Origin of the sequence: Arthrobacter crusticola (genome assembly GCF_004357995.1) — a bacterium.
Classification (GTDB): domain Bacteria; phylum Actinomycetota; class Actinomycetes; order Actinomycetales; family Micrococcaceae; genus Arthrobacter_D; species Arthrobacter_D crusticola.
Window position 1 is genome coordinate 555222 of the sequence record NZ_SMTK01000002.1, and the last position, 25352, is coordinate 580573.

General features: G+C 70.6%; 16 protein-coding genes and 1 tRNA gene. 15 read left to right on the plus strand and 2 right to left on the minus strand.

All coding sequences use genetic code 11. From position 1 onward, the window contains the following. Positions 1-270: 270 nt before the first annotated feature. The 9 genes from E2F48_RS17725 to E2F48_RS06585 all read left to right on the plus strand — a co-directional run bounded on the left by E2F48_RS17725 (position 271) and on the right by E2F48_RS06585 (position 15152). The gene (locus E2F48_RS17725) at positions 271-1443 is read left to right on the plus strand and encodes a resuscitation-promoting factor (RefSeq protein WP_133403175.1); all 1173 of its coding nucleotides are present in this window, start codon (positions 271-273) and stop codon (positions 1441-1443) included. 90 nt (positions 1444-1533) lie between these two features. Continuing rightward, positions 1534-2406, plus strand: coding sequence for a 16S rRNA (adenine(1518)-N(6)/adenine(1519)-N(6))-dimethyltransferase RsmA (gene rsmA / locus E2F48_RS06550; RefSeq protein WP_133403176.1), 873 nt, complete (start codon positions 1534-1536; stop codon positions 2404-2406). 46 nt (positions 2407-2452) lie between these two features. Next, a complete protein-coding gene (locus E2F48_RS06555; RefSeq protein WP_133403177.1) occupies positions 2453-3424 on the plus strand; it encodes a 4-(cytidine 5'-diphospho)-2-C-methyl-D-erythritol kinase in 972 nt (323 codons plus the stop codon). A 38-nt stretch (positions 3425-3462) separates the two neighbouring features. Next, complete coding sequence (locus tag E2F48_RS06560; RefSeq protein WP_133403178.1) at positions 3463-5286, plus strand: ABC-F family ATP-binding cassette domain-containing protein; 1824 nt, start codon at positions 3463-3465, stop codon at positions 5284-5286. A 117-nt stretch (positions 5287-5403) separates the two neighbouring features. Next, complete coding sequence (locus E2F48_RS06565) at positions 5404-7440, plus strand: Hsp70 family protein (RefSeq protein ID WP_133403179.1); 2037 nt, start codon at positions 5404-5406, stop codon at positions 7438-7440. A 6-nt stretch (positions 7441-7446) separates the two neighbouring features. Further along, complete coding sequence (locus E2F48_RS06570) at positions 7447-10056, plus strand: LuxR C-terminal-related transcriptional regulator (RefSeq protein WP_246018548.1); 2610 nt, start codon at positions 7447-7449, stop codon at positions 10054-10056. Positions 10057-10419: 363 nt separating this feature from the next. Further along, on the plus strand, positions 10420-11730 hold the full coding sequence (locus E2F48_RS06575) for an IniB N-terminal domain-containing protein (RefSeq protein ID WP_133403180.1): 1311 nt from the start codon (positions 10420-10422) through the stop codon (positions 11728-11730). Positions 11731-11841: 111 nt separating this feature from the next. Next, positions 11842-13668 carry a dynamin family protein gene (locus tag E2F48_RS06580; protein ID WP_133403181.1) on the plus strand — a complete coding sequence of 609 codons (1827 nt, stop codon included), beginning with the start codon at positions 11842-11844 and terminating at the stop codon, positions 13666-13668. Further along, on the plus strand, positions 13665-15152 hold the full coding sequence (locus E2F48_RS06585) for a dynamin family protein (RefSeq protein WP_133403182.1): 1488 nt from the start codon (positions 13665-13667) through the stop codon (positions 15150-15152). The genes E2F48_RS06580 and E2F48_RS06585 overlap by 4 nt, the downstream gene beginning before the upstream one ends. 49 nt (positions 15153-15201) lie before the next feature. On the opposite strand, the gene E2F48_RS06590 is transcribed toward E2F48_RS06585, so the two are convergent. Beyond that, a complete protein-coding gene (locus tag E2F48_RS06590; RefSeq protein WP_133403183.1) occupies positions 15202-15798 on the minus strand; it encodes a hypothetical protein in 597 nt (198 codons plus the stop codon). Between the two features lie 121 nt (positions 15799-15919). Between E2F48_RS06590 and E2F48_RS17290 the strand changes: the two genes are divergently transcribed. Next, the gene (locus E2F48_RS17290) at positions 15920-16057 is read left to right on the plus strand and encodes a hypothetical protein (RefSeq protein WP_165968706.1); all 138 of its coding nucleotides are present in this window, start codon (positions 15920-15922) and stop codon (positions 16055-16057) included. Between the two features lie 100 nt (positions 16058-16157). On the opposite strand, the gene E2F48_RS06595 is transcribed toward E2F48_RS17290, so the two are convergent. Further along, positions 16158-16754: a TetR/AcrR family transcriptional regulator gene (locus E2F48_RS06595; protein WP_120167315.1), complete on the minus strand. Its 597-nt coding sequence runs from the start codon at positions 16752-16754 to the stop codon at positions 16158-16160. Between the two features lie 144 nt (positions 16755-16898). Here E2F48_RS06595 and E2F48_RS06600 point away from each other — a divergent pair. The 5 genes from E2F48_RS06600 to E2F48_RS06620 all read left to right on the plus strand — a co-directional run bounded on the left by E2F48_RS06600 (position 16899) and on the right by E2F48_RS06620 (position 25221). Further along, a tRNA-Gln gene (locus E2F48_RS06600) sits at positions 16899-16970 on the plus strand. A 76-nt stretch (positions 16971-17046) separates the two neighbouring features. Continuing rightward, positions 17047-18615, plus strand: a complete 1569-nt coding sequence (glmU, locus tag E2F48_RS06605) for a bifunctional UDP-N-acetylglucosamine diphosphorylase/glucosamine-1-phosphate N-acetyltransferase GlmU (protein ID WP_281274788.1) — start codon at positions 17047-17049, stop codon at positions 18613-18615. Beyond that, positions 18612-19592, plus strand: coding sequence for a ribose-phosphate diphosphokinase (locus E2F48_RS06610; protein ID WP_120166887.1), 981 nt, complete (start codon positions 18612-18614; stop codon positions 19590-19592). Before glmU ends, E2F48_RS06610 begins: the two co-directional genes overlap by 4 nt. Before the next feature lie 326 nt (positions 19593-19918). Then, positions 19919-22564 carry a LuxR C-terminal-related transcriptional regulator gene (locus E2F48_RS06615; RefSeq protein WP_133403184.1) on the plus strand — a complete coding sequence of 882 codons (2646 nt, stop codon included), beginning with the start codon at positions 19919-19921 and terminating at the stop codon, positions 22562-22564. Continuing rightward, on the plus strand, positions 22561-25221 hold the full coding sequence (locus E2F48_RS06620) for a helix-turn-helix transcriptional regulator (protein WP_133403185.1): 2661 nt from the start codon (positions 22561-22563) through the stop codon (positions 25219-25221). The genes E2F48_RS06615 and E2F48_RS06620 overlap by 4 nt, the downstream gene beginning before the upstream one ends. Positions 25222-25352 lie beyond the last annotated feature (131 nt).

Genomic DNA, 25352 nt, shown 5'->3' on the forward strand with positions numbered 1-25352 from the left:
GAGCGGTGGGACAGATGGAACGCAGGGGTTTGGAGTTGAGATCACGGGAAGGTTACGGTTAGCACCTGTTAGCCGGGGTCGGGGAAGGCATTCGGACTGACACCGCCTGCAGCATGGGCGCCGGAGGAGCACCAGTGCTCCGCCGCCGCCTTTGCAGGCACCTTCAGCAGCTCCGGGCCGTCCGCGCGCCCGGTGGTGTTCCGTGCGTCCTGCACTGTCAGCGCGCTCCGGTTCCCGCGCTGCGATTCCCCGTGCCCGGAGATTTCGTACATGGGGGACCCGGTGGGGAAAAGGGTGCGCAGGCACTGGCTGAAGCGGACGGGCCAGACGGTGGTGATGATAAGCCTCGTCTCGGGGCTCGTCGCGTTCGTCGGCAACGGCAAGCAGGTCGAACTGACCGTCGAGGGCCGCACCTCGGCGGTGCAGACCTACGGCGGCACGGTCGAGGAGATCCTGGCCAAGGCCGGGGTGCCGCTGGGCCCGCACGACGCCGTCATCCCCGCCCGCACCGCGGAGGTTCCCGACGGGGCCGCGATCGAGGTGCGCAGGGCGCAGGAGATCGACCTGGTCCTCGACGGCGTCCGCTCGACGCACCCCACCACGGCGAGGACCGTCGCCGACCTGCTGGCCGAGCTGGGACTGGCCCGCACCGCCGAGGTGTCGCTGCCTCCCGCCACCGCGCTCTCAGCAGTGGATTCGGCCATCACCATCCGGACCCAGAAAAGGGTGACCCTCACCGTGGGCGGAACCACCTCCGTGCGCACCACCTCGTCCGTCTGGCTCCCGGAACTGCTCGCCGAGGCGGGTATCGCCCTCGGGGCGGAGGACCGCATCTCCGTCCCGGCCTCCACCGCCGTCATCGACGGGCTCGGCGTGAAGATCACCCGCATCACGAGCAAGGCCACCCGCACGCTCACCGAACCCATTGCCTTCCCAAGCGTGGAGACCGAGGACCCCGGTCTTCGCCGCGGCGAACGGAAGGTCACCGTCGAGGGCATCGACGGTGAGCGCACCAGCGTCTACGCCGTCCGGCTCGAGGACGGCAGGGAGGTCTCCCGCCGGCTGCTCAGCCGGAAGGTCACCCGGGAACCGGTGTCCGAGGAGATCGCCGTCGGAACCCGCCCCGCCGCCAAACCCCGGCCGACCCCCGCACCGGCGAAGGAGCGCGACCGGCCCGCCGGGGGACCGGCCCCGCAGGGGAACGTCTGGGCCGCTCTGGCCGACTGCGAGTCCGGGGGCAACTGGTCGATCAGTTCCGGCAACGGCTACTACGGCGGCCTGCAGTTCAGCAGGTCGAGCTGGCTGGGCGCCGGCGGCGGCAAGTACGCGCCGCTGCCGCACCTTGCCTCGCCGGCGGAGCAGATCGCCACGGCGGAGGTGCTCAAGGGCAACGGCGGCTGGGGCCACTGGCCCTCCTGCGCGTCGAAGCTCGGCCTGCGCTGAACCCTCCACGCGGCCTGCGGCGGGCCTGTGGGCCCGGGCCCGCCACGGCCCCTGGGCCGGAGGGGGCCGCCCGGCGGCTACCATAACTAGGTGACAATGCCTTCGACACCGCCGCCCGCACCGCTGCTTGGTGCAGCCGACATCCGCCGGCTGGCTGCGGAACTCGACATCCGGCCCACCAAGACGCTCGGCCAGAACTTCGTGATCGACGGCAACACCATCCGCAGGATCGTCGCCGCGGCCCAGCTGGGCGAGGGCGAGACGGTGCTCGAGGTGGGCCCCGGGCTGGGCTCGCTGACCCTCGGCCTGCTCGACGCCGCCGAACGCGTCGTGGCCGTGGAGATCGACCCCGTCCTGGCCGGACGCCTGCCGGCGACGGTGCGGCAGTGGCGCCCGGAGCGGGCGGACGCGCTCGACGTCGTGCTGGCCGACGCCCTGCGCGTCACCGAGCTGCCGCACCCGCCGACCGCCCTCGTGGCGAACCTCCCCTACAACGTCGCGGTGCCCGTGGTGCTGAACCTGCTCGCCCGGTTCCCCTCGCTGCGCTCGGGCCTGGTCATGGTGCAGGACGAGGTGGCCGACCGGCTCGCCGCAGGCCCGGGGTCGAAGGTCTACGGCGTCCCCTCGGTCAAGGCGGCCTGGTACGCGCGCATGGCCAAGGCCGGGGTGATCGGCATGAACGTCTTCTGGCCCGCCCCCAAGATCGCCTCCGGGCTGGTGCGATTCACCCGGCACGACCCGCCCGCCACGACGGCATCCCGCGAGGAAGTCTTCGCCGTCATCGACGCAGCCTTCGCCCAGCGCCGCAAGACCCTGCGGGCAGCCCTGTCCGGCTGGGCCGGCAGCCCCGCCCTGGCGGAGCAGGCCCTCGTGCGGGCCGGCATCGACCCGACCGCGCGCGGGGAGGTCCTCGACATCGCCGCCTACGCTCGGATCGCCGAGGGGAAGGCCCCGACCGCCTGAGGCCCGCGATTTTCCGCACGCAAGCGCGTGATCTAAGTTTGACCCTATGGAGTCGGGAAGAGCTGGACAGTTGCGGGGTGGACCGCGCAGGGTCCGGGTCCGGGCTCCGGGAAAGATCAATGTCTCCCTGCGGGTGGGCCCTCCCCGCGAGGACGGCTACCACGGGATCGCCAGCGTGTTCCTCGCCGTCTCCCTGTATGAGGAAGTCACCGCGACCCGCGTGGACGGCGACGGCGTCACGGTCAGCGTCAACGGCCAGGGCACCCTCAACCTTCCCCTCGGTGCGGTTCCCCTCGACGCGACCAACCTCGCCGTCCGCGCGGCGCGGCTGCTCGCCGAGGTGAGCCCGGGCTCGACCGGAGTGCACCTCGACATCACCAAGCGTGTACCCGTCTCCGGCGGGATGGGCGGCGGATCGGCCGACGCGGCCGCGGCCCTGCTCGCCTGCGACGCCCTCTGGGGCAGCGGCTTCTCCCGGGACGAACTCGCGAAGATCGCCGTCAGCCTCGGCGCCGACGTCCCCTTCGCACTGCTCGGCGGCACCGCCGTCGGCCTCGGCGTGGGCGAGCAGTTGACCCCTGCCATCTCAAAGACACCGCTGCACTGGGTGCTGGTGCCCGCGGACTACGGCCTGTCCACCCCCCAGGTGTACCGGCTGCTCGATGAGATCCGGCTGCGCACGGGGACTCAGGCACCGCTCCAGCCCGAAATCGATCCGGCCATCCTCGGCGCTATGCGGGCCGGAGACGCCCCGGCCCTGGCGCCCCTGCTCCACAATGACCTCCAGGAGCCGGCGCTGGAACTCGCACCGGGCCTTGGCGATATCCTTGAGGCAGGAACAAAGGCCGGCGCCCTGGCCGGGATCGTCTCCGGTTCGGGACCGACCGTCGCGTTCCTGGCCCGCAGCCCGCGGCATGCCGTGGAGCTCGAGTCCCGGCTCGAAGCCGCGGGAATGACCGCCACCGCGGTCCACGGCCCGGCGCACGGCGCGCGGATCGCCTCCGACCCCGCCGGCTGAGTCCGCCGGCCGACACCCCTTACCGAAAGCAGTTCGCATTGGCACACCTTCTCGGCGCTGAAAACCTCGGCGTCGCCTTCGTTACCCGCACCATCCTCGATGGGGTGTCCCTCGGCCTCGAGGACGGCGACCGCATCGGGATGGTGGGGCGCAACGGCGACGGCAAGTCAACGCTCATGCGCCTGCTCGCCCAGCGCACCACCCCCGACTCCGGGCGCGTCACCCGCCGGCGCGACGTGAGCGTCGGCTACCTCGACCAGACCGACGTGCTCGACGGCTCCCTCTCCGTGGGCGAGGCGATCGTCGGCACCCAGGACGACCACGAATGGGCCTCGAGCCCGAAGATCCGCGACGTCATGGGCGGGCTCGTCTCCGAGGTGGACTGGCACGCCCCGGTCTCCTCCCTGTCGGGCGGCCAGAAGCGGCGGGTGGCGCTGGCGAAACTGCTCATCGGCGACCACGACGTGATCATGCTCGACGAGCCCACCAACCACCTCGACGTCGAGGGCGTGGCCTGGCTCGCCGAACACCTCAAGCAGCGCTGGCGCCCCACCGAAGGCGGGCTCCTGGTGGTCACCCACGACCGCTGGTTCCTCGACGAGATCAGCACCCGCACCTGGGAGGTCCACGACGCCATCGTCGACGGATTCGACGGCGGCTACGCCGCCTACGTCCTCGCCCGCGCCGAACGGGACCGGATGAATGCGGTCATCGAGAGCAAACGCGTCCAGCTGGTCAAGAAGGAGCTCGCCTGGCTGCGCCGCGGTGCGCCGGCGCGCACCGCGAAGCCGAAGTTCCGCATCGAGGCTGCCAACGAGCTGATCGCCGACGTCCCGGAACCCCGCGACACGCTCGCCCTCAACAAGATGGCGATGTCCCGCCTCGGCAGGGACGTGCTCGACCTGGAGGACATCAGCCTCACCATCGACGCCGGCGGGCAGGAACGCCAGCTGTTCTCCAACGTGACCCTGCGCCTGGCACCGGGACAGCGCCTCGGCCTGGTCGGGGTAAACGGATCGGGCAAGACAACCCTGCTGCGCATGCTCAACGGCGAGGTGGCCCCGACGAAGGGGCGGCTGAAGCGCGGCAAGACGGTGCAGACTGCCGTGCTGTCCCAGGAGGTCCGTGAGCTCGACGAGCTGGGGGACAGCCGGGTGATCGAGGTGATCGAGGCCGAAAAGCGCGTCTTCAGCGTCGGCGGCAAAGAGGTCTCGGCCAGCCAGCTCGTCGAGCAGCTCGGCTTCACCAACGAAAAGCAGTGGACCCGCGTCAGCGAACTCTCCGGCGGGGAACGCCGGCGGCTCCAGCTGCTGCGGCTGCTCGTGGGTGAACCGAACGTCCTGATGCTCGACGAACCGACGAACGACCTGGACACCGACACCCTCTCGGCCATCGAGGACGTCCTCGACGGCTGGCCCGGCACCCTCGTTGTGGTCTCCCACGACCGGTACCTCCTCGAACGGGTCACCGACACCCAGATGGCCCTGCTCGGCGACGGGCGCCTGCGGGACCTTCCCGGCGGGGTGGACCAGTACCTCGAGCTGAGGCGGGCCGCGCCGTCCCTGGCGGTGACCGGCTCCTCGGCGTCCCCCGCCATCTCGAAGGACAGCGGTGCGGGCAACGGATCGTCCGAAGCGGATCTGCGCCAGGCACGCAAGGACCTCGCGCGGATCGAGCGGCAGATCACGAAGATCGATGCCCAGAAGGGCCGGCTTCACCAGCAGATGGAGGAGGCGGGCGCGAAGCCCGACGCCGATTTTGAGTACCTTGCGGATCTGAACGCGAAGCTCACGGCCCTCCAGGAAGAGACCGACGGATTGGAAGAGCAGTGGCTGCTCGCCGCGGAGGTCCTGGGCGAGTAATCGGCGCCTAAATATGAGTAGCGGTTACGCGGAATTTCCGTCGTCGGCCGCGGAACCCCGGTGTTAGCTTGATGGAACCCAGTGGTGACCGAATACGCTCATTTTTAGGAATTCTGCATGCCGTACGTCCTAGGCGTTGATATCGGAACGAGTTTCACGGCCGCCGCGATCACCCGACTTGGCGGTGACTCGGTGGCGGCGCCGTCGAGTCTGGGCCTTGGACTGCGCGGAGGCGCGGTGCCCACCGTGGTGTTCCTCGACGAGGACGGGCGGTTGCTCGTGGGGGAGGCCGCAGAGCGGCGGGGACTTGAGTGCCCCGAGCGCATGGTGCGTGAGTTCAAACGCCGGATCGGCGACCCGGTTCCCTTCGTGATCGGCGGGGTGAGTGTCGCCGCCGAGGACCTCTTCGCCACCATGGCGCGCTGGGTGGTGGACCGTGCCGGGGAGCGCGAAGGCGAACCTCCCGTAGCGGTGACCCTCTCCCACCCGGCGGGCTGGGGCGACCACCGGACCGGCCTGGTCCGGGGCGCGCTGGCCGGCGTGGGACTTGCCGACGCCGTACTCCTGAGCGAACCGGAGGCGGCGGCCCTCCACTATGCCTCCCAGGAGCGGGTCGAGCCGGGCAGCACGATCGCCGTCTACGACCTCGGCGGCGGAACTTTCGATGCCGCGGTGCTGCGCAAGAACGACACCGACACCTTCACGGTGCTCGGACGGCCCGGCGGCATCGAGCGGCTCGGCGGAGCAGACTTCGACCAGGCCGTTTTTGCGCATGTGTGCGCCGGAGCCGGACCGGCCTTCGCGGACCTCGACGCCTCCGACCCCGGAGTCCTGTCGGCTCTCGCACGGCTCCGCCGGGAATGCACCGAGGCAAAAGAGGCCCTGTCCGCCGACTCCGAGGCGACCATCCCGGTGCTGCTGCCCGAGGCGCACACTTCCGTGCGGCTCGTCCGCTCCGAGTTCGAGGCGATGATCGAGGATCCGGTGCGTTCGACCGTCGAGGTGCTTGCCGGGGTCCTTGAGGCCGCCGGCGTCGGGGCCGGGGACCTCGACGCGATCCTGTTGATCGGCGGCTCCTCAAGGATTCCCCTGGTTGCCGAACTGCTGTCGGAGGAACTCGAGCGGCCGATCGCCATCGACGCCGACCCCAAGGCATCAATCTCCCTGGGGGCCGCGTTCGCAGCCGCCGGGCTCGTGGAGGAGGACCTCGACGGGGACGGCGGCGGCGTGCCGGTCGGTGTGCCCGGGAGTCCCGAGCGGCCCGAGCGGCCCGCAATGCCCTCCGGTGCGCCGCCTGTCCTCGACCCGGCCGGCGCCGCTTCGGCCCGCTCCCGCACGGGCGTGCGGATCGGGGCGGTGGCCGTGTCCGTCGCGCTGCTCACCGGTCTCACCGCGACGGCGGCACAGAGCCCGCGGTTCTTCGGGGGCCTAAGCGCCGCCGCTGAGGCCGATTCGAGCACTCCCACGCCCGGTTCCCCGACCGGGGAGCCGAAGGCCGGAGACAGCAATCCGGACGCACCGGACAGGAACTGGTTCTCGCAGCTGACGGATCCGGTGGAGCCCCCGGCCACGGCCTCGAAGGTCCCGGCGGGGATCGCAGCGCTCGGACCCGGCGGTGAATCAGGATCAGGCACGACGCAGGGGGAGGACTCCGGGGCGGGCGATGATGATTCGCTTCCCGCCGAAGGGAAGGACTCCCCGGGCACCACCTCCGCCGACCCCGGGACGGCGGGCGCGGAAGGCAGCGGGGAACCCTCCACCGGGCGGCCGGCCCCTGGATCCCCCGACCCGACCCCGGGCGCCCCATCCAGCTCGCCGTCGCCGTCCCCGGTGCCCGAGCCGATACCGCCGGTGACGGAGCCGACGCCCCCGCCGGTGACGCCTCCGCCGGTGACGGAGCCTCCGGTGACGGAGCCGACACCTCCGCCGGTGACCGAGCCCCCGGTGACGGAACCGCCCCCGCCACCGGCAACCCAGCCGCCGCCGACAACGGAGCCTGCTCTGCCGCCGGCGACCGAGCCACCGCCGACGGCCGAGCCGACGCCGCCGGCCGGCCCGGTGCCCACACAGGCCGCTCCGGTCGACCCCGGCCCGGTACCGGATGTCGCTGTCGAAACCGCTCCGGCCCCACCGCCGGCAGCGCCGGAAGGCTGACCGGAGGTGCAGGGAGGAAGTCTGGGGGTCTCATTGCCGTGTCCGCTGCGGAGAACGGTTGCCGCGTCCTTCCTCGACGCCGCGGACCGGTCCGCCTCGGATCCGCAACGGCGGCTTGTCGCGGGGATCTCGGGGGCCGGCGGATCGGGCAAGAGCGCCCTTCTCGACCTCGCCGAGGAGCGCTACCGGGCCGCCGGAGTCGGCGTCGTCCGTGGCCCTGCCGCCCTCGGCACTGAATTTCCCGAAACCGGAGTGGACGGGACCCGCAGGGCGGTCCTCGTCGATGACGCGCACCTCCTCGACGACGCCGCACTGGCCCGGCTACGGTCGATTCTTGAGAACCGCTCCGACCATGTGATCGTCTGCTACCGTGGCTGGCCCCGGAGCCCGGCACTTGAGGGTCTCGCCGCCGTCCTTGAACAACATCACCCGCGGGTGGTGTTGGGTCCCCTGGGCGGGGACGATCTCGCCCGCTATCTCAGTGCCGCGCTGGGCCACCCGGTGCCGCCGGCGACCTTTGACCTGGTCGCGGACCTCACGGGCGGGATGCCGTGGCTCGTGCAGCGGGTCGCTGCGGGCCTGCAGCAGGAGCCCGGGGGAACGGGTTCCGCCCCGGAGGTTCCCGGCGGCGTCATGGATCTGCTCGGGTACGAACTCGACGGCGTCGATACCGCGCTGCGGGAGCTGCTTCTGGCGATGGCCGTCGGCTTCGTTCCGCCGCGGCAGGTTCCGCCCGGCCTGGCCGCAGCCGGTACCCCGGTCGATACCCTGCTCGCCCGGGGGCGGGCCGACGGGATGCTGCTTCCCGACGGACGGCTCGCGCCCCTGATCCGCCGCGCCCTGCTCGCGGCCACTCCCGCCTACCGCATCCGGGAGCTGCAGCACTCACTCGTGGACCTGTTGACCGACGGGGAACTGCGGTTCGGGGAGGTTGCCCGCGGACTGGCCCGCGACGGATTCCAGCACCCTCGGGTGGCGGCTGCGCTCGTGGCCGCGGCGGACGCGCAGCTGTCCGACGCGCCGGAGGCCGCGGCGGCGCTCTACGAGGAGGCCGGCGCCGCCGGCGTCGACGGGCTCTCCACAGCGGCGCGCCGGGCCCAGGCCGCCGCAGCGACGGGCGACCTTGACGGCGCGTGCCGGGTCCTTGACCCTCTGCTCGCCCAGGAGGAGGCACCGGACATCGCCCGCGCCGCCGACGTGGCCGCGTCGGTGTGGGCCCAGCGTGGCATGCTCGCCCGCGGCGCCGACGTGTACCGGTGGCTGGGGGAGGAGCGGGCCGGGAGTTCCTCCGCCCTGGCCGCCGTCACGATGATCGGCAGCGGCGACAGGGACGGAGCCGAAAAGATGCTCGAGGGAACCGCGCAGGACGGCTCCCCAACGGTGCGAGCCGTCTCGGTCGCCCTGATGGGGCGGGGCGTGCACACCTCGCTGGGGCCCTCTCCGGCGCAGGCCCTGCCCGGGTTGATCCGCGCCTCGGACATGATGACTGCCTCAGGCCAGACGCTTCCCCTGCCCGACCTGCCGGCTGCGCTCGCCGCCCTGGCGGCACTCAGCAGCGGTGAACTCGAGCTCGCCGAATCGGTCCTTGACGCGGCACTCGCCGGCGGGCAGGGCGGACCGGTGGCCCGCCCACGGCTGCTGCTGCTGCGGGCATGGACCGCACTGCAGCGGGACCTGCCCGGCGAGGCCCGGTCCCTCGCCGCCGAGGCGGTCTCCGGCCCCGGCGCCCTCGCGCCCCGGGACGAATTCTTCCTTACGGCACTCGAGGTGGCGCTGGCGCGGCGGGCCGGCGATGTCCCGGCCCTGGTGGGCGCCTGGCAGCGGGCCCGTGAGGGCATCCTGCGCGTCTCCATCGACCTTTACCTCCTCCTGCCCCTCGGCGAACTCCTGGTCGCCGGTGCCCGACTGCGCGACGCGGCCCGGCTCGAGTTCCAGCTCGCCGAGGCCTGGGCGCTGCTGGAGCGGCTGGGCCACCCGCCGCTGTGGTCGGTCCCGCTGCACTGGGCATCGGTCCAGGCGGCGCTCCTTTCGGACCGGCCCCAGGACCTGGCCCCGCATGCGGCGGCCCTGGTGCGCAGCGCCGGACGTTATCCGCTGGCCGCGGTGCTCGCCACCGGGGGCCGGGTATGGATTTCGGTCCTGGCCGGCCGCTTCGAGGTCTCCGCCGTTGAGGACGCAGCGCGCGGGCTGGCGGCAGCGGGCTACACCTGGGACGGGTCGCGGCTGGCGGGCCAGGCCGCGTCCCGGGCCGACGACCGGAAAGACATGGCCCGCCTCATGGCATGCGCCCGGGATCTGCACCCGGTCACCGACGCCGCCGCTCCGCCATCCCGGCCCCCGGCCGGCACCACCGGTGCGGGGGCGGCGCCGCGGCCGGACGCGGCGCAGGGATCCGACGGGTCGGGGCTGAGCGCCCGCGAGCGCGAGGTCGCCCGGCTCGTCCTTGAGGGCAGGACCTACCGGGAGATCGGTCAGGCGATCTTCATCTCCCCGCGGACCGCCGAGCACCACATCGCACGCATCCGGCGCCGCCTCGGGGTCACCACCCGTGCCGATCTGCTTGACCAGCTGCGCGTCGCCCTGGCCCGGGCCGAGAAGGGACCGGGCGGGGCCTAGGGGCTGCGGCAGGCGCAGGGGCGAAAACGCACCCGATTGCGACGCCGGCGCCGGATATAACGGGTACGCCGGTCGTTTACTGGTGCGCCGGTCGTTTTCCCGTCCGCCGGTCGCGCCGGGGTGCGGACCGCGGGCCGGTGGCTTCTCCGGTGGTGCCCGGCCCCCTCTTCCGGTCCGCGGAGGGCCCGAATACCCCGTACCCCTACCGTCCTGCGACGCCCAAACCCCTATCGGAGGAGCCCCGGGCAGGGGAGGAACCCCCGATGGCGGCGGCCGGCGCCGGTCCTAGATTGAATTCAGACGATCCAAAGCATCGGCGCTCGCAGGACAACCGCTCACCTTCACCGAAGTAGAGGAACCAAAATGCCAACTCTCGCAACGACTCTTCTCGAATTCCTGATGAACCTGTTCAAGGACCCCGAAGCCGCGGCAGCCTTCAAGGCGGACCCCGAGGGGGCCCTCGCCGACGCCGGGCTCGGAGGTGTCTGCATGGAAGACGTCGACGCGGTCCTGCCGGTCATCCTGGACTACGCTCCCGTCGCCGTGAGCTCGTCCTTCGACCGCGAGTACAACACCGGCGGCAGCGACTCCACCATCGAGGCGCCGATGAGCGGCAACGCGGGCTCGGTCAACGTCGGCCCGATCGCCGGCCACAGCCACGACGACGACGACGATGACCACGGCCACGGCGGCCACGGCGGCGGCGGCCACGGCGGCGGCCACGGGCACGATGACGATGACGATGACGACCATGGCCACGACGACTACAACGATCACGGGCATGCGGTCCAGACCCTGACCCACGTGATGAACAACTACTCCTACACCTCGACGGTCGATGACCGGGATACCATCACCGACCAGTCGGTGAACCAGAACATCTGGGCCGACGGCGACGTCACCCAGTACTTCGACAACGACGCCATCGTCGCGTCGGGCGATGACGCCATCGCGGCCGAAGGCGACGTCGAGGTCGACAATTCCGTCGATGAGTCCGTCGATGAGTCCACCGACAACTCCACCACGGTCAACGCCGGGGATGACGCGCACATCGGCATCGGCAACACGGACGTCGACGTCGAGATCGATGACTCCTTCAATGAGGACAACGACGTCACCGAGGATTCCTACAACAAGGACAATTCGGTCAACGACTCCTACAACGAGGACGAGTCCATCAACGACTCGTACAACACGGACGTTGATGTCGAGCTCGAGGATTCCTTCAACGACAACTCGGACCACTCGACGACGAAGAATGAGGATTCGTACAACGACGAGTCGACACACGTCGACATCGACGACTCCTTCAATGAGGTCGACAAGTCCGTCACCGACAACACGGTCAACACGGACGTGGATGTCGAAATCGAGGACTCGTTCAACGAGGTCGACGTCACGGATTCCTACAACGAGACCACCACCGAGACCGAGGTCGTCATCGACGAATCCTTCAACACCGACAAGTCCGTCACCGTTGACGAATCCTTCAACACCGACAAGTCGGTCACCGTCGACGCGGAGTTCGAGGAGTCATTCAACGACACCTCCACCGAGGTCGTCGTGGACGACATCACCACCGAGTTCACCTCGATCGACGAGTCGGTCGTCCTGACCGACACCGAGGTCACCGCCGAGGAGGGCGGCGAGGTGGACCTGGAGGCCGATTCCTAGCAGCCTCCCGAAAGTTTGTCTCAAGAAGAACAGCCCGGCCCGGCAGGAAGCGTGCTTCCCGCCGGGCCGCTCTGTAGTCTCGTGTCATCGTCTTTCCCTGGAGGTGCACCTGTGGCCGAGCTGGTTCAACTTGTGGAGCGCGGCATCGAACTGGTGCAGACGGGGGACAGGGCGGATCTGCGCCGCCGCCTCGAATCGACCCGCGGCCGCCTCCTCGACGCGAACATCCGGGTGATCGTCGTCGGTGAGTTTAAACAGGGCAAGAGCCAGCTCATCAACGCCCTGGTCAATGCGCCGGTGTGCCCGGTGGACGACGACATCGCGACCTCGGTGCCCACCGTGGTGCGCTACGGCGAGCAGGCCTCGGCGGTCCTGGTGGTGCCCCGGGACGCCGACCCGGCGGCGGACGGCGGGCCGGCGGTGGAACGGCAGCCGGTCGACCTGGCCGACATCGCCTCCTACGTGTCGGAGAAGGGCAACCCCGGCAACGAGCGCCGACTGGTGGCGGCCGAGGTGGCACTTCCGCGCAAGGTCCTGACCGGTGGGCTTTCCCTCGTCGACTCGCCGGGGGTCGGCGGCCTCGACTCGGCCCACTCGCTGACGACGCTCACCGCGCTGCCTACGGCCGATGCGATGCTGCTGGTCTCCGACGCCTCCCAGGAATACACCGAACCGGAGATCCGCTTCCTGCGCCAGGCCCTGCGGGTTTCTCCAAATATCGGCTGCGTCCTGACCAAGACCGACCTCTACCCGCAGTGGCGGCGGGTGGCCGAACTCGACCGGGCCCACCTAGACCGGGTCGGCCCCGGGATCCCGCTGATCCCGGTGTCCTCCGACCTCCGCCTGCACGCGGCCCGCCTCAAAGACAACGAACTGAATGCGGAGTCGGGCTTCCCGGCGCTGGTGACCTACCTGCGCCACGACATCCTGGGCTCCGCCGAACGGCTCCAACGCCGCTCCGTCGCCCAGGACCTGCTCTCGATCACCGAGCACCTGCGGCTGTCGCTGACGTCGGAACTCGGCGCGCTCGAGGATCCCGAACGGACCCCGCTGATGATCGCCGGGCTTGAGGCCGCCAAGGCGCGCGCCGACGAGCAGCGCCGGCGGTCGGCCCGCTGGCAGGTCACCCTCAACGACGGCATCAGCGACCTCATCGCCGATATGGAGTACGACCTGCGTGACCGGCTGCGCAGGATCCAGCGCGAAGCGGAGCAGGCGATCGACGAAGGGGACCCGGGGGCGACCTGGGACCAGTTCGCGCAGTGGCTCGAGCAGCGGGTCGCCTCGGCGGTCTCCGATACCTTCGTCTGGACCAATGAACGCTCCGCCTGGCTGGCCGAGCAGGTCGCCGAGCATTTCCAGCAGGACGAGGTGCGGCTGCCGGTGCTTTCGGTCTCCGACACCCAGGATGTCCTGAGCCCCGTCGAGAAGGTGCCGACCCTCGACCCGGGCAGAGTGGGCCCCCTGCAGAAGGTCCTGATCGGCATGCGCGGATCCTACGGCGGCGTCCTGATGTTCGGGCTGCTCACCGGCATTGTCGGCATGTCCCTGATCAACCCCTTCTCGGTGGGCGCCGGGCTCCTGCTGGGACGCAAGGCCTACCGGGAGGACAAAGAGGCGCGGCTCAAGCGCCGGCAGGGCGAGGCGAAGGCGCTCGTGCGGCGGCAGATCGACGACGTCGTCTTCCAGGTGGGCAAGGAGCTCAAGGACCGGCTGCGCCTGATCCAGCGCGCCACCCGCGACCACTTCACCGAGATCGCCGAAGAACACCACCGATCGCTGGGCGATTCGGTGGCCGCGGCCCAGAAGGCCGCGGCCACCTACGCCCTCGAACGTGAGCAGCGGATGCAGCAGATCCGGGCCGAACTGAAGCGCGTCGATGCCCTGCACACCGAGGCCCGCGCACTGGAAGGTGACCCCGCGGCGGCCCGGCCGTGACCGACGGCCCAGGCGCCGCGGTGGCAGCGCTCGTCCGGGACGCCCAGGAGGTGTACGCGGCGGACCCTGCGGCGCTGGCCGTGCTTCAGGACTATGACCGGCGGCTGCGCGAACCGCTGCGCGTCGCCGTCGCCGGGATGGTCAAGGCGGGCAAATCAACGCTGCTCAATGCGGTGATCGGCGAAGAGATCGCCCCCACCGACACCGGGGAATGCACCCGGGTCATCACCTGGTACCGCCATGGGGATACCCCCCGGGTGACCCTGCACCCGCGTTCCGGCACACCGCGGGCGCTGCCGGTGCGCCGGGTGGAGGGCCGGCTGCAGCTCGACCTCGGCGGTACCCCCGCCGAGGAGGTGGACCGGCTCGTGGTGGAATGGCCGGCCCGGGCCCTGCGGGACCTCACGCTCATCGACACCCCCGGGATCGCGTCGCTGTCGCAGGAGGTTTCGGCGCGGTCGCTGGGGTTCCTCACCCCGGGCGATGCGCCGTCGGAGGCCGACGCCCTCGTTTACCTGATGCGCCACCTCCATGCGAGTGACCTCGGCTTCCTCGAGTCCTTCCAGGACACCGCGGCGGGACAGTCAGCGACAGTCAACGCGCTGGCGGTCCTCTCGCGGGCCGACGAGGTCGGAGCCGGCCGGATCGATGCGCTGCTGGCCGCCGGCGAGGTGGCCGCCCGCTACCGGAACGACGCCGGCCTGCGCCGCCTGGCCCTGGGCGTCGTCCCCGTCGCCGGGCTCCTCGCCCAAAGCGCGCGGACCCTGCGCCAGAGCGAATTCGCCGCCCTCGCGGCGCTTGCACGGCTGGAGCGCACGGACCGGGAGCGCCTCCTCCTCTCGGCCGACAGGTTCATCCGGGCGGACGCGCCGGGAGGTGTTCCCGCGGGGGAGCGCGCCGCGCTGCTTGAACGGTTTGGCCTGTTCGGGGTCCGGCTCGCGTGCGTGCTGCTCGGCGGGGGCGTCGGCGAGCCGACGGCCCTGGCCCGCGAACTGGCCCGGCGCAGCGGCTTGGACGACGTTCTCCGTGCACTCTCGGGCCAGTTCCAGGCCCGGGCGGGCCAGCTCAAGGCTCGAAACGTCCTGATCGGCGTCGACGCGCTCGTACGCTCCCGGCCCCGGCCCGGCACCGCCGCCCTGGCCACGTCGATTGAGCGGATCCTTGCCGGGGCCCACGAGTACAAGGAACTGCGGCTCCTCGGGGTGCTCCGCACCGGCGGGGTGGCCCTCGCACCGGACCTGGCGGCCGACGCGGAGCGGCTCATCGGCGGCAGCGGGGTGGCACCTGCGCGCCGGCTGGGACTGGAGCGGGACGCACCGGCGGATCAGGTGCGGATCGAGGCGGTGCTCCAGCTGCGCCGCTGGCGCGCCGTGGCCGAAAACCCGCTGACCGACAGGAGCGCCCTGGATCTTTGCCAGACGGTGATCCGCAGCTGCGAGGCGTTGCTTGCCGATACCGCCCAGGAGCCGGCAGCCCGCCTCTGAGCCCCAGGACCCCGCCCGGAAGGAGGTTTCACGGGCCAGGGAGATCGGTTCAGCCGTGACGGAACCACGCGTTGGCGCGGGGCAACAGGCTCGCGGCCAGCGCTGCGGCACCCAGCAGGGCCTGCGCCACCAGGAGCAGTACGAAGTAGGTGTCCGCGCCCGGAGGGGCAAGGATCGAACCGCCGGCGGCCATCACCGCGAGGTGCACGGGCAGGATCGCCAGCAGCACCCACCGCGGCCAGCCGCGCCGGCGCAGCAGGACAGCGAGCAGGAGCGCTTCGATGCCGATGAGGACAAGGAAGGCGCCCAGCCCGCCCCACCACGCAACCGAGGCAACAGTGTCAAGGGTCATCGGATCCCGTTCGGTCCCGATGCCGGCAGCCACCTCGCGCAGCCGGTCCAGCTGGGACCGGCGGTTGAGGAACGCAAGAAGGGCCGCCACGATCCCGGCCGCGAAGCTCACAAGCCAGAGGGACCGGGTGGCCGCTACCGGGCCCGGCGGCGGAACCGCGGCAACGATCGGCGCGGGGGCGCTCCCGGCGAGTTCCGGCCGCGGCGGGGCGGGATGGAGCGCCGGCTCCCGCCGCGGTTCGTCCGGGGTCCCCGCCCTGCGCACGGGACCTTCCTTGGCAGGTTCGTTCGACATGGGGGTAACTTAGCACCGCTCCCCGACGGCCGCAGGAGAAGGCTGCTCCGCGTACCGCCCGGGGCGGAACGAGTAGTTACTACTGTGGTTGGTGGGAGGAGGCAGCCCTACCCTGAATGCCATGAGCAGCAATAGTGGAAACGCAGTCCATGGCCGGCGCAGGAAGCAGGACACGCGGCCGGCGGCCGGCCGCCGGGTGGGCATCGGCACGGGGATCGCCGTCGTCGTGGTCATCGTCCTGCTGATCATCCTCTTCTGACGCCCGGCTCCGCATGCCGGCGGGCAGGGCCGGCACCGGCCTGCGCCGGTGAGGTCCCGGAGCCGCGGTTCCGTCCCGCGGAGGCGCCGGGGCGGAGACCTCAGGCGCTGCGCAGCTGCGGGTCGATCGACAGCCCGCTGAGCCCGTTCCAGGCGAGGTTCACAAGGTGCGCCGCCACGGTCCTCTTGTCCGGCTGGCGCGCGTCCAGCCACCACTGGCCGGTCATCGCCACCATCCCGACAAGCATCTGGGCATAGATGGCACCGTCCTGGGGCAGATATCCCCGCTTCTCAAACTCGGCGGCCATAATGTGTTCGACCCGTGCGGCGATCCGGGACAGCAGGGTCGAAAACGCGCCCTCGGGCTGGGACGGGGCTGCGTCGCGCATGAGAATGCGGAAACCGTCGGTGCTGTTCTCGATGTAATCGAGGAGCGCAAGTGCCGCGCGCTCGAGCAGTTCCCGCGACCCGGCATCGCCGGCAAGGGCGGTCGTGACGCTGCGCAGCAGGATGTGGAACTCGACGTCGACCACCTGGGTGTAAAGGCCTTCCTTGCTGCCGAAGTGCTCGTAGATCACCGGTTTGGATACCCCTGCAGCCGCGGCGATCTCCTCGATCGTGGTCCCGTCCAGGCCCCGCAGGGCAAACAGCGCCCGGCCGACGTCGATGAGCTGGGCGCGCCGCTGGGCGCCTGTCATGCGGGGTCGGACGGCCCCGTCGCCGGGTGCTGAAGGCTGGCTCACTCCTCCATCCTACGGACCGGGCCGGGTCGCCGATGGATTCGGTTCGTGGCAGACTTGATAACCGTGTGCATGTGCTGCCGTACGGCAGTGCGCGCATGGTCCGCCCTGGTGTAATGGCAGCACCCCAGCCTTTGGAGCTGCGGAGTATAGGTTCGAATCCTATGGGCGGAACGGTGGAAACGGCCCGGTACTATGACCGGGTGGCCACCGCAGGTCACACACTCCCAACAGGTAGGAGCGCTTCTTCGTGAGCCATCAGGACGCAGCTGCTGCGACGGCACCATTGGAATCCTCCCCACCGGCCGCAGTGATCGTCCTCGCTGCCGGAGCAGGCACCCGGATGAAGTCGAGCACCCCGAAGGTCCTCCACCCGCTGGGGGGCCTTTCCCTCGTGGGCCATGCCCTCGCCGCGGCCCGCGCACTCGAGCCGGTTGCGCTGGCCGTGGTGGTCCGCCACGAACGGGACCTCGTCGCCGGCCACATCGCCGCCCTTGACCCCGATGCGCTGCTCGTGGACCAGGATGAGATCCCGGGCACGGGCAGGGCCGTCCAGGTCGCCCTTGAGGCGCTCGACGCCCGCCACGGCGCCCCCCTCGAAGGCACTGTCGTCGTCACCTACGGTGACGTGCCGCTGCTCACCCCCGCGACGCTGGGACACCTCCTGGCCGAGCACCGGGCAGGAGCCAACGCGGTGACCGTCCTGACCGCGGTCCTTGACAACGCCGACGGCTACGGCAGGATCCTGCGCGGAGCCGACGGCACGGTCACGGCCATTGTGGAGCACAGGGACGCCACCGACGTCGAGCGGGAGATCCGCGAGATCAACTCCGGGATCTACGCCTTCGACGCCGGACTCCTGCGCACCGCCCTGGGGCAGGTCGGCGCCGACAACGCCCAGGGTGAGATGTACCTGACCGATGTCCTCGGTCTCTGCCGTGCCGCGGGCGGCCGGGTCGCCGCCGTCGTCTCGGAGGACCGCTGGCAGGTCGAGGGGGTCAATGACCGCGTGCAGCTGGCCAGCCTGGGCGCCGAGCTGAACCGGCGGATCGTCACCGCGTGGATGCGGGCCGGGGTGAGCATCATCGACCCGGCAACGACCTGGATCGACGCCACCGCCGTGCTCAGCGAGGACACCACCGTCCTGCCGGGCACCCAGCTCCACGGGGCAACCCGGCTCGAACGCGGTGCGGTGGTCGGCCCCGACACCACCCTCACCGACGTTCTCGTCGGTGAGGACGCCTCGGTGGTGCGCACCCATGGAAGCGGCGCGCGGATCGGCGCCGGCGCCTCCGTCGGACCCTTCACCTACCTGCGTCCCGGCACCGTGCTCGGAGAGGAAGGCAAGATCGGGGCCTTCTACGAGACCAAGAACGTGACCATCGGACGCGGCTCGAAGCTGTCCCACCTGGGCTACGCCGGCGACGCCGAGATCGGCGACTACACGAACATCGGCTGCGGAAACATCACGGCGAACTACGACGGCGTGAACAAGCACCGCACCGTGATCGGCTCCCATGTGCGCACCAGCTCGAACACCGTCTTCGTCGCGCCCGTCACGGTCGGCGACGGCGCCTACACGGGAGCCGGTGCGGTGATCCGCAAGGACGTTCCCCCGGGCGCCCTGGGCCTGAGCATCGCCCCGCAGCGCAACGCCGAAGGGTGGGTCGGCGCGAAACGCCCGGGCACCGCCTCCGCCCGGGCCGCCGCGGCGACGGCCGGTGTTCCCGCTGCCGACGCCCCGGCCACCGGTCCTTCCTCCACCAGCACCACCTCCGGCACAGCGGCGACATCAACAGAAGAGAGCAGCCAGGCATGAGCGAAATCACGGCACACGGCGAAAAGAAGCTGGTCCTGGCCTCCGGGCGCGCCCACCCCGAACTCGCGGAGGAGATCGCCGCGGAGCTTGGCACCGAACTTCTCCCGGTCTCCGCCTACGACTTCGCCAACGGGGAGATCTACGTCCGGTCGGGTGAGAGCGTGCGCGGCACGGACGTGTTCGTGATCCAGGCGCATCCGGCCCCGCTGAACAACTGGCTGATGGAACAGCTGATCATGGTCGATTCGCTGAAGCGGGCCTCCGCCAAGCGGATCACCGTCGTGTCCCCGTTCTATCCCTATGCCCGCCAGGACAAGAAGGGCCGCGGCCGCGAGCCCATTTCGGCGCGCCTGGTCGCGGACCTCTACAAGACGGCCGGAGCGAACCGGCTGATGTCGGTCGACCTCCACACCTCACAGATCCAGGGGTTCTTCGACGGTCCTGTGGACCATCTGATGGCGATTCCGCTGCTTGCCGAGTACATCCGCTCCCGCGTCGATGCAGACAACGTCACGGTGGTCTCGCCGGACACCGGGCGGGTTCGGGTGGCCGAGCAGTGGGCCGAACGGCTCGGCGGAGCACCGCTGGCGTTCGTCCACAAGAGCCGGGACCTCACGGTGCCCAACCAGGCCGTCTCCAAACAGGTCGTCGGCCAGATCGAGGGACGCACCTGCGTGCTCATCGACGACATGATCGACACCGGAGGAACAATTTCCGGGGCCGTGCAGGTGCTGAAGAATGCCGGCGCGAAGGACGTTATAATCGCCGCTACGCACGCTGTCTTCTCCGAACCGGCATCACGCCGGCTTGCCGAGTCGGGTGCCCGGGAAGTGGTCGTTACCAACACCCTGCCGATCCCCGCCGAGAAGCGCTTCCCGCAGTTGACGGTGCTCTCCATTGCGCCCCTGATCGCCCGTGCGATCCGGGAGGTGTTCGACGACGGATCCGTCACGAGCCTCTTCGACGGGATCGCCTGAGCCTGTTGAGGGACGGTAGGATACCCTCAACCTAGGTGGGCCGGACCGGCTTGACCCCAGTAGGGTAGCGGGGCCAAAGGCCTCGATCCTAGGTAGTGAGCGTTGGCTGACTGAGTAGACATCCACGCATCTGCCCCACGAAAACAGGTAGCCCTACGGATAATTCCGTAGTCACCACTCGTGTCCGCGGGCCCACTCGTTTCTAGGCTGTGTACCAGGAGAACTCACAGCCCGGGGAAGAAGTTGGTCTCAATGCGGTCTCACAGAGTGATTTATTCGCGTCATGACACACCGGTCCGCGCTTCGATCGTCCAAGGCGGCCCGAAATGACCCCGCTGCTGCCCGGCAGCTTCTTCATAGGGCGCACCGAACTGCTCGCCGGCATCGACACTGCCCTCCGGCGGACGGGATCCTCGGGAGCTGTCCTCGTCGGAGGGACGGGGGTCGGCAAGACCGCGCTCCTGCAGCAGGTCCTGCAGTCGGGATCCGGGGTCCATATCGTCAACGTTCGGGGCTCGGCCGCCTCGCGGCGCATTCCCTACCGTGCGCTGAGCTTCCTCCTCTCCGAGGTGGAACGGGAGGTGCTCGGCAACCCGGTGATGGTCCTGCAGGCGCTGAGCGCGGCACTGCGGCGCCACGCCCGTGGTGAGTCGGTCATCATCGCGGTCGACAATGCCGAGCAGCTTGACCCGGCCTCCTCCGGGGTCATCAGCCAGCTCGTCCAGAACGGAGACGCCCGCATTCTGCTGGCCGTCAAGGACTTCGCCCTCGCCGACGCCGCCTTCATGGCGATGTGGTGCGACGGTTCGCTTCAGCGCTTCGACGTTCCGCCGCTCACCTTCGACGAGTCGACCCGGTTCGTCGAGGCCGAGCTGGGGGCGCCGGCATCCCAGGAGTGCCTGCAGGCGCTGTGGGAGTTCAGCGCCGGCAACCCGAGGGTCCTCCGCACGGCGCTGCGGGGAATGGCCCGGCGCAACCTTCTCGCCCGGAGCAACGGCTCCTGGGTGCTGCTGCCCGGCCGGCTGGTCCTCGGCGAGGAACTTGCGGAAGCCGGATCGGCCCTTCCCGAGCTGAGCCGCGAACAGCGCAGGATCGTGCGCCTGACCGCCCTGGCCGGCCACCTGCCCTGGCCGATGGCGCTCCAGCGGTTCAGCCCGGAAGACCTTGACGCCGTGCAGGAGGCACGTGTGATCAGCGTCGACCACGGGCCGGCACCGGCCGCGCGCTGCACCGCACCCGCCCTGGCCGACGCCGTCGCCGAAAGTGTTCCCGCGGAGGAGGCCGGGGCGCTTTACGCTGATTTCGCCTCCCTGCCGGGCTTCGGGGTGGTCCTCGAGGCCGAGCCGACCCGGCATGCGCAGTGGCTGCTCCGGGCCGGAATGCCGCTGCCTCCGGAGGTCGCCCTGGCCGGCGCCCGCTCGGCCAACCGCGCCGGCGACTTCGCGGCGGCCGCGGAGATTGCGGCAAGCGGAAAAGGCCGGTCCGTGCCCGCCGCCCTGGTTCTCGAGTCGGTCATCGCCGACCTCGGACAGGGGGATTTCGAACGGGCAGCCTCTACCGCAGCAGCCCTGGCGGGCCGCCCGGAGAGCCCGGCCGGTGCCGACCTTTTCCGGCTGCGCCTGCTGCAGGCCCGCATCCTCCGTCATCTCGGCCAGCCCGGCAGCGAGGCCCTCCTCGACCGGGCCGGAGACGAACTCGCCGGGGAGCAGCCCCTTCCGGATTCCCCGGCCGCGGAGCTGCGCAGGGAGGCGCTGCTGGCCCGCGCCGAGCAGGCCTCCTGGGATGGCAAATTCCTGCGCAACGCGGCGGAGCTCCCGGCTGTCCTTGCCTCCGACGACGGGCCCGACGCCGAATTCCGGGCGCGGATCGAGGGCTGGCTGTGTGAAGCATGGGCGATGACCGCCCGGCAGCTCGAGGCCATGGAACTGGCCACCGACCTGGCCCGCCGTGTCGGGGGACCGGGCATCAGCAGGACCACCCGGATCTTCGCCGTCCAGCAGATCGGGGAGGTGTACCGGCTCGCGGGCTCGAGCGCAGAGGGCGAACGGATGCTGGCCGCCGCCGGACTGCCGCGGGGAGGTTCGGATGCCGGGCACGGATCATGGGGCGCCGTTGCCGAAGGTGTTGCCGAGGCTCTCCAGGGCAGGGTCGGTCCCGCCCTCAAACTCCTCGCCCCCGCGCTCAACCAGCTGCGCGTCCGCGACCCGCACGGCCTTTTGCCCCTGGCCGCGGCCGGAATCACCTACTGCCACGCCCAGGAGCGCAACCTCGAACAGGCAATCGCCCACCTTCCGGTCACGGAAGCCGGCCCCGCAAGCCCGTGGAAGGTCCGGCGCGCCTCTCGGCACCTTCAGCTTCTGGTGTCCTCGCTCCTCGAGGTCAAGGCCGACGCGGCCCGCGACCTCCACACCCTCGGGGACGTCGACCGCCGCGCCGGCGTCGGCGCCTGGGCGCTCCTGTCCCTGTCCCGGGCCGTGCGCCTCGGCGACAGGACGGCGATCGATGCGCTGACCGCGGTGTCCGCCTCGCTCCAGGGGGCGTTCGCCCGGACCTGCGAGCTCTACGCCAAGGGGCTGGGCAACGGCGATGCCGAACTGTTGGTGCAGGCCGCCGAACTCGCCTCCGCGCAGGGGGACCGCCGCTTCGCCTCCGACGCGGCCCAGGCCGCCCTCCGCAGCGCCACGGGAACGCGGGAAAAGAACAGCCTCCGCCAGCTGCAGCGCCGGGTCCGGGACATCCTTCCCGAGGCCGCGGCCTGGAGCTCGGCCGGGTCGGGCCTCGAACGCCTCACGGCCAGGGAACGCGAGGTGACCCGGCTGGCGGCGGCGGGGGCGAGCAACAAGGCGATCGCCGCGCAGATGTTCGTCTCGGTGCGTACGGTCGAGGGCCACCTCTACCAGGTGTATTCGAAGCTGAACGTCTCAACCCGGAGCGAGCTTGGAGAGCTCATCCCCACCGAAACCCGCGCATGAGGACCACCGCTTCGCTGGTGGACGAGGACCTTGTCGGCCGGAACCCGCTGATCGAAGCGCTTGAACACGCAGTGACGCGCTCGGACCTGCACGGGGCGTTCGTCTTCGGTGAGGCCGGGATGGGCAAGACGGCGCTCGCCCGCCACCTCGTGGACCGGACCCTGCACTCGGCGGCCTCCTTCCTGATCCACCCGGGTCCGGCCCTGAGCAACGCACCCTACGCGGCCCTGGCCCCGTTCCTGGGCCGGGCGACAGCCCGCGACATGGAATCCTCACTGTCCGTGCTGCGGATCCTGATCTCGTTCTTCCGTGAGGAGTCGAAGGGACGCCCGGTGCTGCTCGTCGTCGACGACGCCCACGAGGTCGACGACGACAGCAGCCACGTGCTCTCCCAGCTCGTCTCCTCGCGCACCGTGCGCCTTGTCGCCTTCTCGCGGCCGCAGGAACCGGTCTCCGAAGAACTCGTGTCGCTCTGCAGGGAAGGTCTGCTCGCCCGTTTCGAGGTGGGACCCCTCGACGCGGCCGAGGTGGGGGAGGTGTGCACGAAAGTGCTCGGCGGCGAGCTCGTGCGCGGGACCGGGGAGCGCCTCTGGGAGGAGTCGGGAGGGAACCCGTTGTTCCTGCGGACCCTGCTCGACCAGTCCCTCGCCGACGGGGCGCTCACCGAAACCGCGGGGGTATGGCAGCTGTCCGGGGAGGAACTGAGGGTCCCCGCCTCCCTCGCCGACCTGGTGCGGGGCATCTGCCTGCGGCTGCCGCCGCAGGAGCGGAAAGCCTTCGAAGCACTCGCCCTCGCAGAACCTGTCCCCTTCTCGGCGCTCTCCGGCATCACCGATGCCACAGCCGTGCCGAACCTCCTTGAGGCCGGGCTCATCATGAGCATGCCCGGCCATCCGGCCTTCGCGGTTCCCACCCACCGGCTCTACGGGAGGATCGTGCGCGGACTCGTTCCGGCAGGACGGAGCGCCGTGCTCAGGGCCGAGCTGGCCGCCGGTTCCACACCGATACCCACAGTGGGCCCCGGCAGGATCCGGCACCTCAACTGGGCCCTTGACTGCGGGGAGAGCGTGTCGGACGCCGAGCTCATCGAGGGAGCCCGCCTCGCCCACCGCTACTTCGACCTGTCCTCCTCGGTCCGGTTCGCCTCGGCGGTGACAGGTGCGGAACATGCCACTGCAGCTCGGGTGGAACGGGCGCGGGTCGAACTCGCCCGGATGCACCTTCCCGAAGCCGAAGACCTGCTGCGCGGAGCCCTGGAGGCGGCCGGGCAGATCGAGGTGCTTGCCGCCGCGGCGGTTCTCACGGTGCGCCTGCGGCTGTTCCAGGGCAGGCCGCTGAAGGACATCCATACCCTGGCGGACCGGTGGAGCGCGGTGCTGCAGTCGAAGCACCACTTCACGGCGGACCCGCCGGAGGTCGACCTGCTCCGCTGCTTCATCTACAACCTCGAGGGCCGCTACGCCGATGCCGAGACGCGGCTGCGGGCGATTGGAGAGGATGAGGCCGCCGGTGAGCTCAACTTTGCCCTCGCCCAGTCCCTGCTGGGGGAGGCCCTCGGGGCAACCGGCCGGGGCACCGAGGGCAAGGCGCTGACGGGCTCCGGCCTCGCCCTGGTGCGGACCAACCCCGGCCTTTTCAACGATTTCCACGCCTTCACCCTCACCCGCCACCTCCTGGTGCTGATCCACTCGGGCGAGTTCGCCGAAGCCGAGGCCGCCCTCCAGGACTATGCCCGCCGGCCGGCCCGTGACTACGCCTTCACCGGCGGGGCCCTCGCCGCACTCGAAGCTCTGCTCGAGGTGCGCCGGGGCCGGTTCCGGCTGGGGATGGAAAAACTGGGCCCCGCGCTCGAAGCGCTCCGCCGGTCCGACAACGAACTTCTCCTCCCGTATACCCTCGCTGTCGCCGCCCTCGCCTCCAGCGCCCTGGGCCGGGCGGACCGCGCCGAGGCGCTGACAGCCGAATTCGCCGCACAGGCCCACCGGGGCAGCCGCCCTCTTGCGCTGCTGGCCCAGGCTTTCACCCATGCGGCCATGCTTCCCTCATCCAACCGGGAGCACCACCTCGACCGACTGAAGGGGCTGGCCGCCACGGCGGCGGGGAGGACCCTTTCCGCCGTCGAAAAGGACATCCTGGAGATCCTCGTGGCGCTGGGCGACGAGGAGTCCGCCGACCGGCTCGTGGCGCTCACCGGCACGATGGAAGGACGTGAGGCGGCAGTGCTCAATGGGTACGCCGCCGCTGTGGTCTCAGGGGATCCGGAGCGGCTGGCCGCGGCGGGGGACAAGGCGGAACTCTCCCAAAAACACCTGGTGGCAGCCGATGCGGCCTACCGCGCCATGCGGCTGCTCGCGGGCACGGGGGACCGCCGGACCCAGCGCGAACTGCTCCAGGTGGCCCGGCGCCGGCGCCAGCGACTTGAGGGCTGCTCGCCCGTGCTCCTCGGTGACGCCGAGGAGCCGACAAAGCTGACCGCGCGGGAGCGGGAGATCGCCTCCCTCGCCCTCGACGGCGCGTCGAACCGTGCGATCGCCGCCGCGCTGACAGTCTCTCCCCGGACTGTCGAGGGCCATCTCTACCGCATCTACGCGAAGCTCGGCATCACCCGGCGCGAGGAGCTGACGGCGGAGTACGAATCGATCGTCCGGCCGGAGTAGGACCTGCCGAGTAGGAGGCCCGGTCATGAGGTAGTACCGGACCCGGGAACAGGTAGCAGAACAGGGGAATTCGGGCGCGATTACTTGTGTTCCCGTCCTCCCGGGAGACATAGAGTTTTGATAAGTCGGAA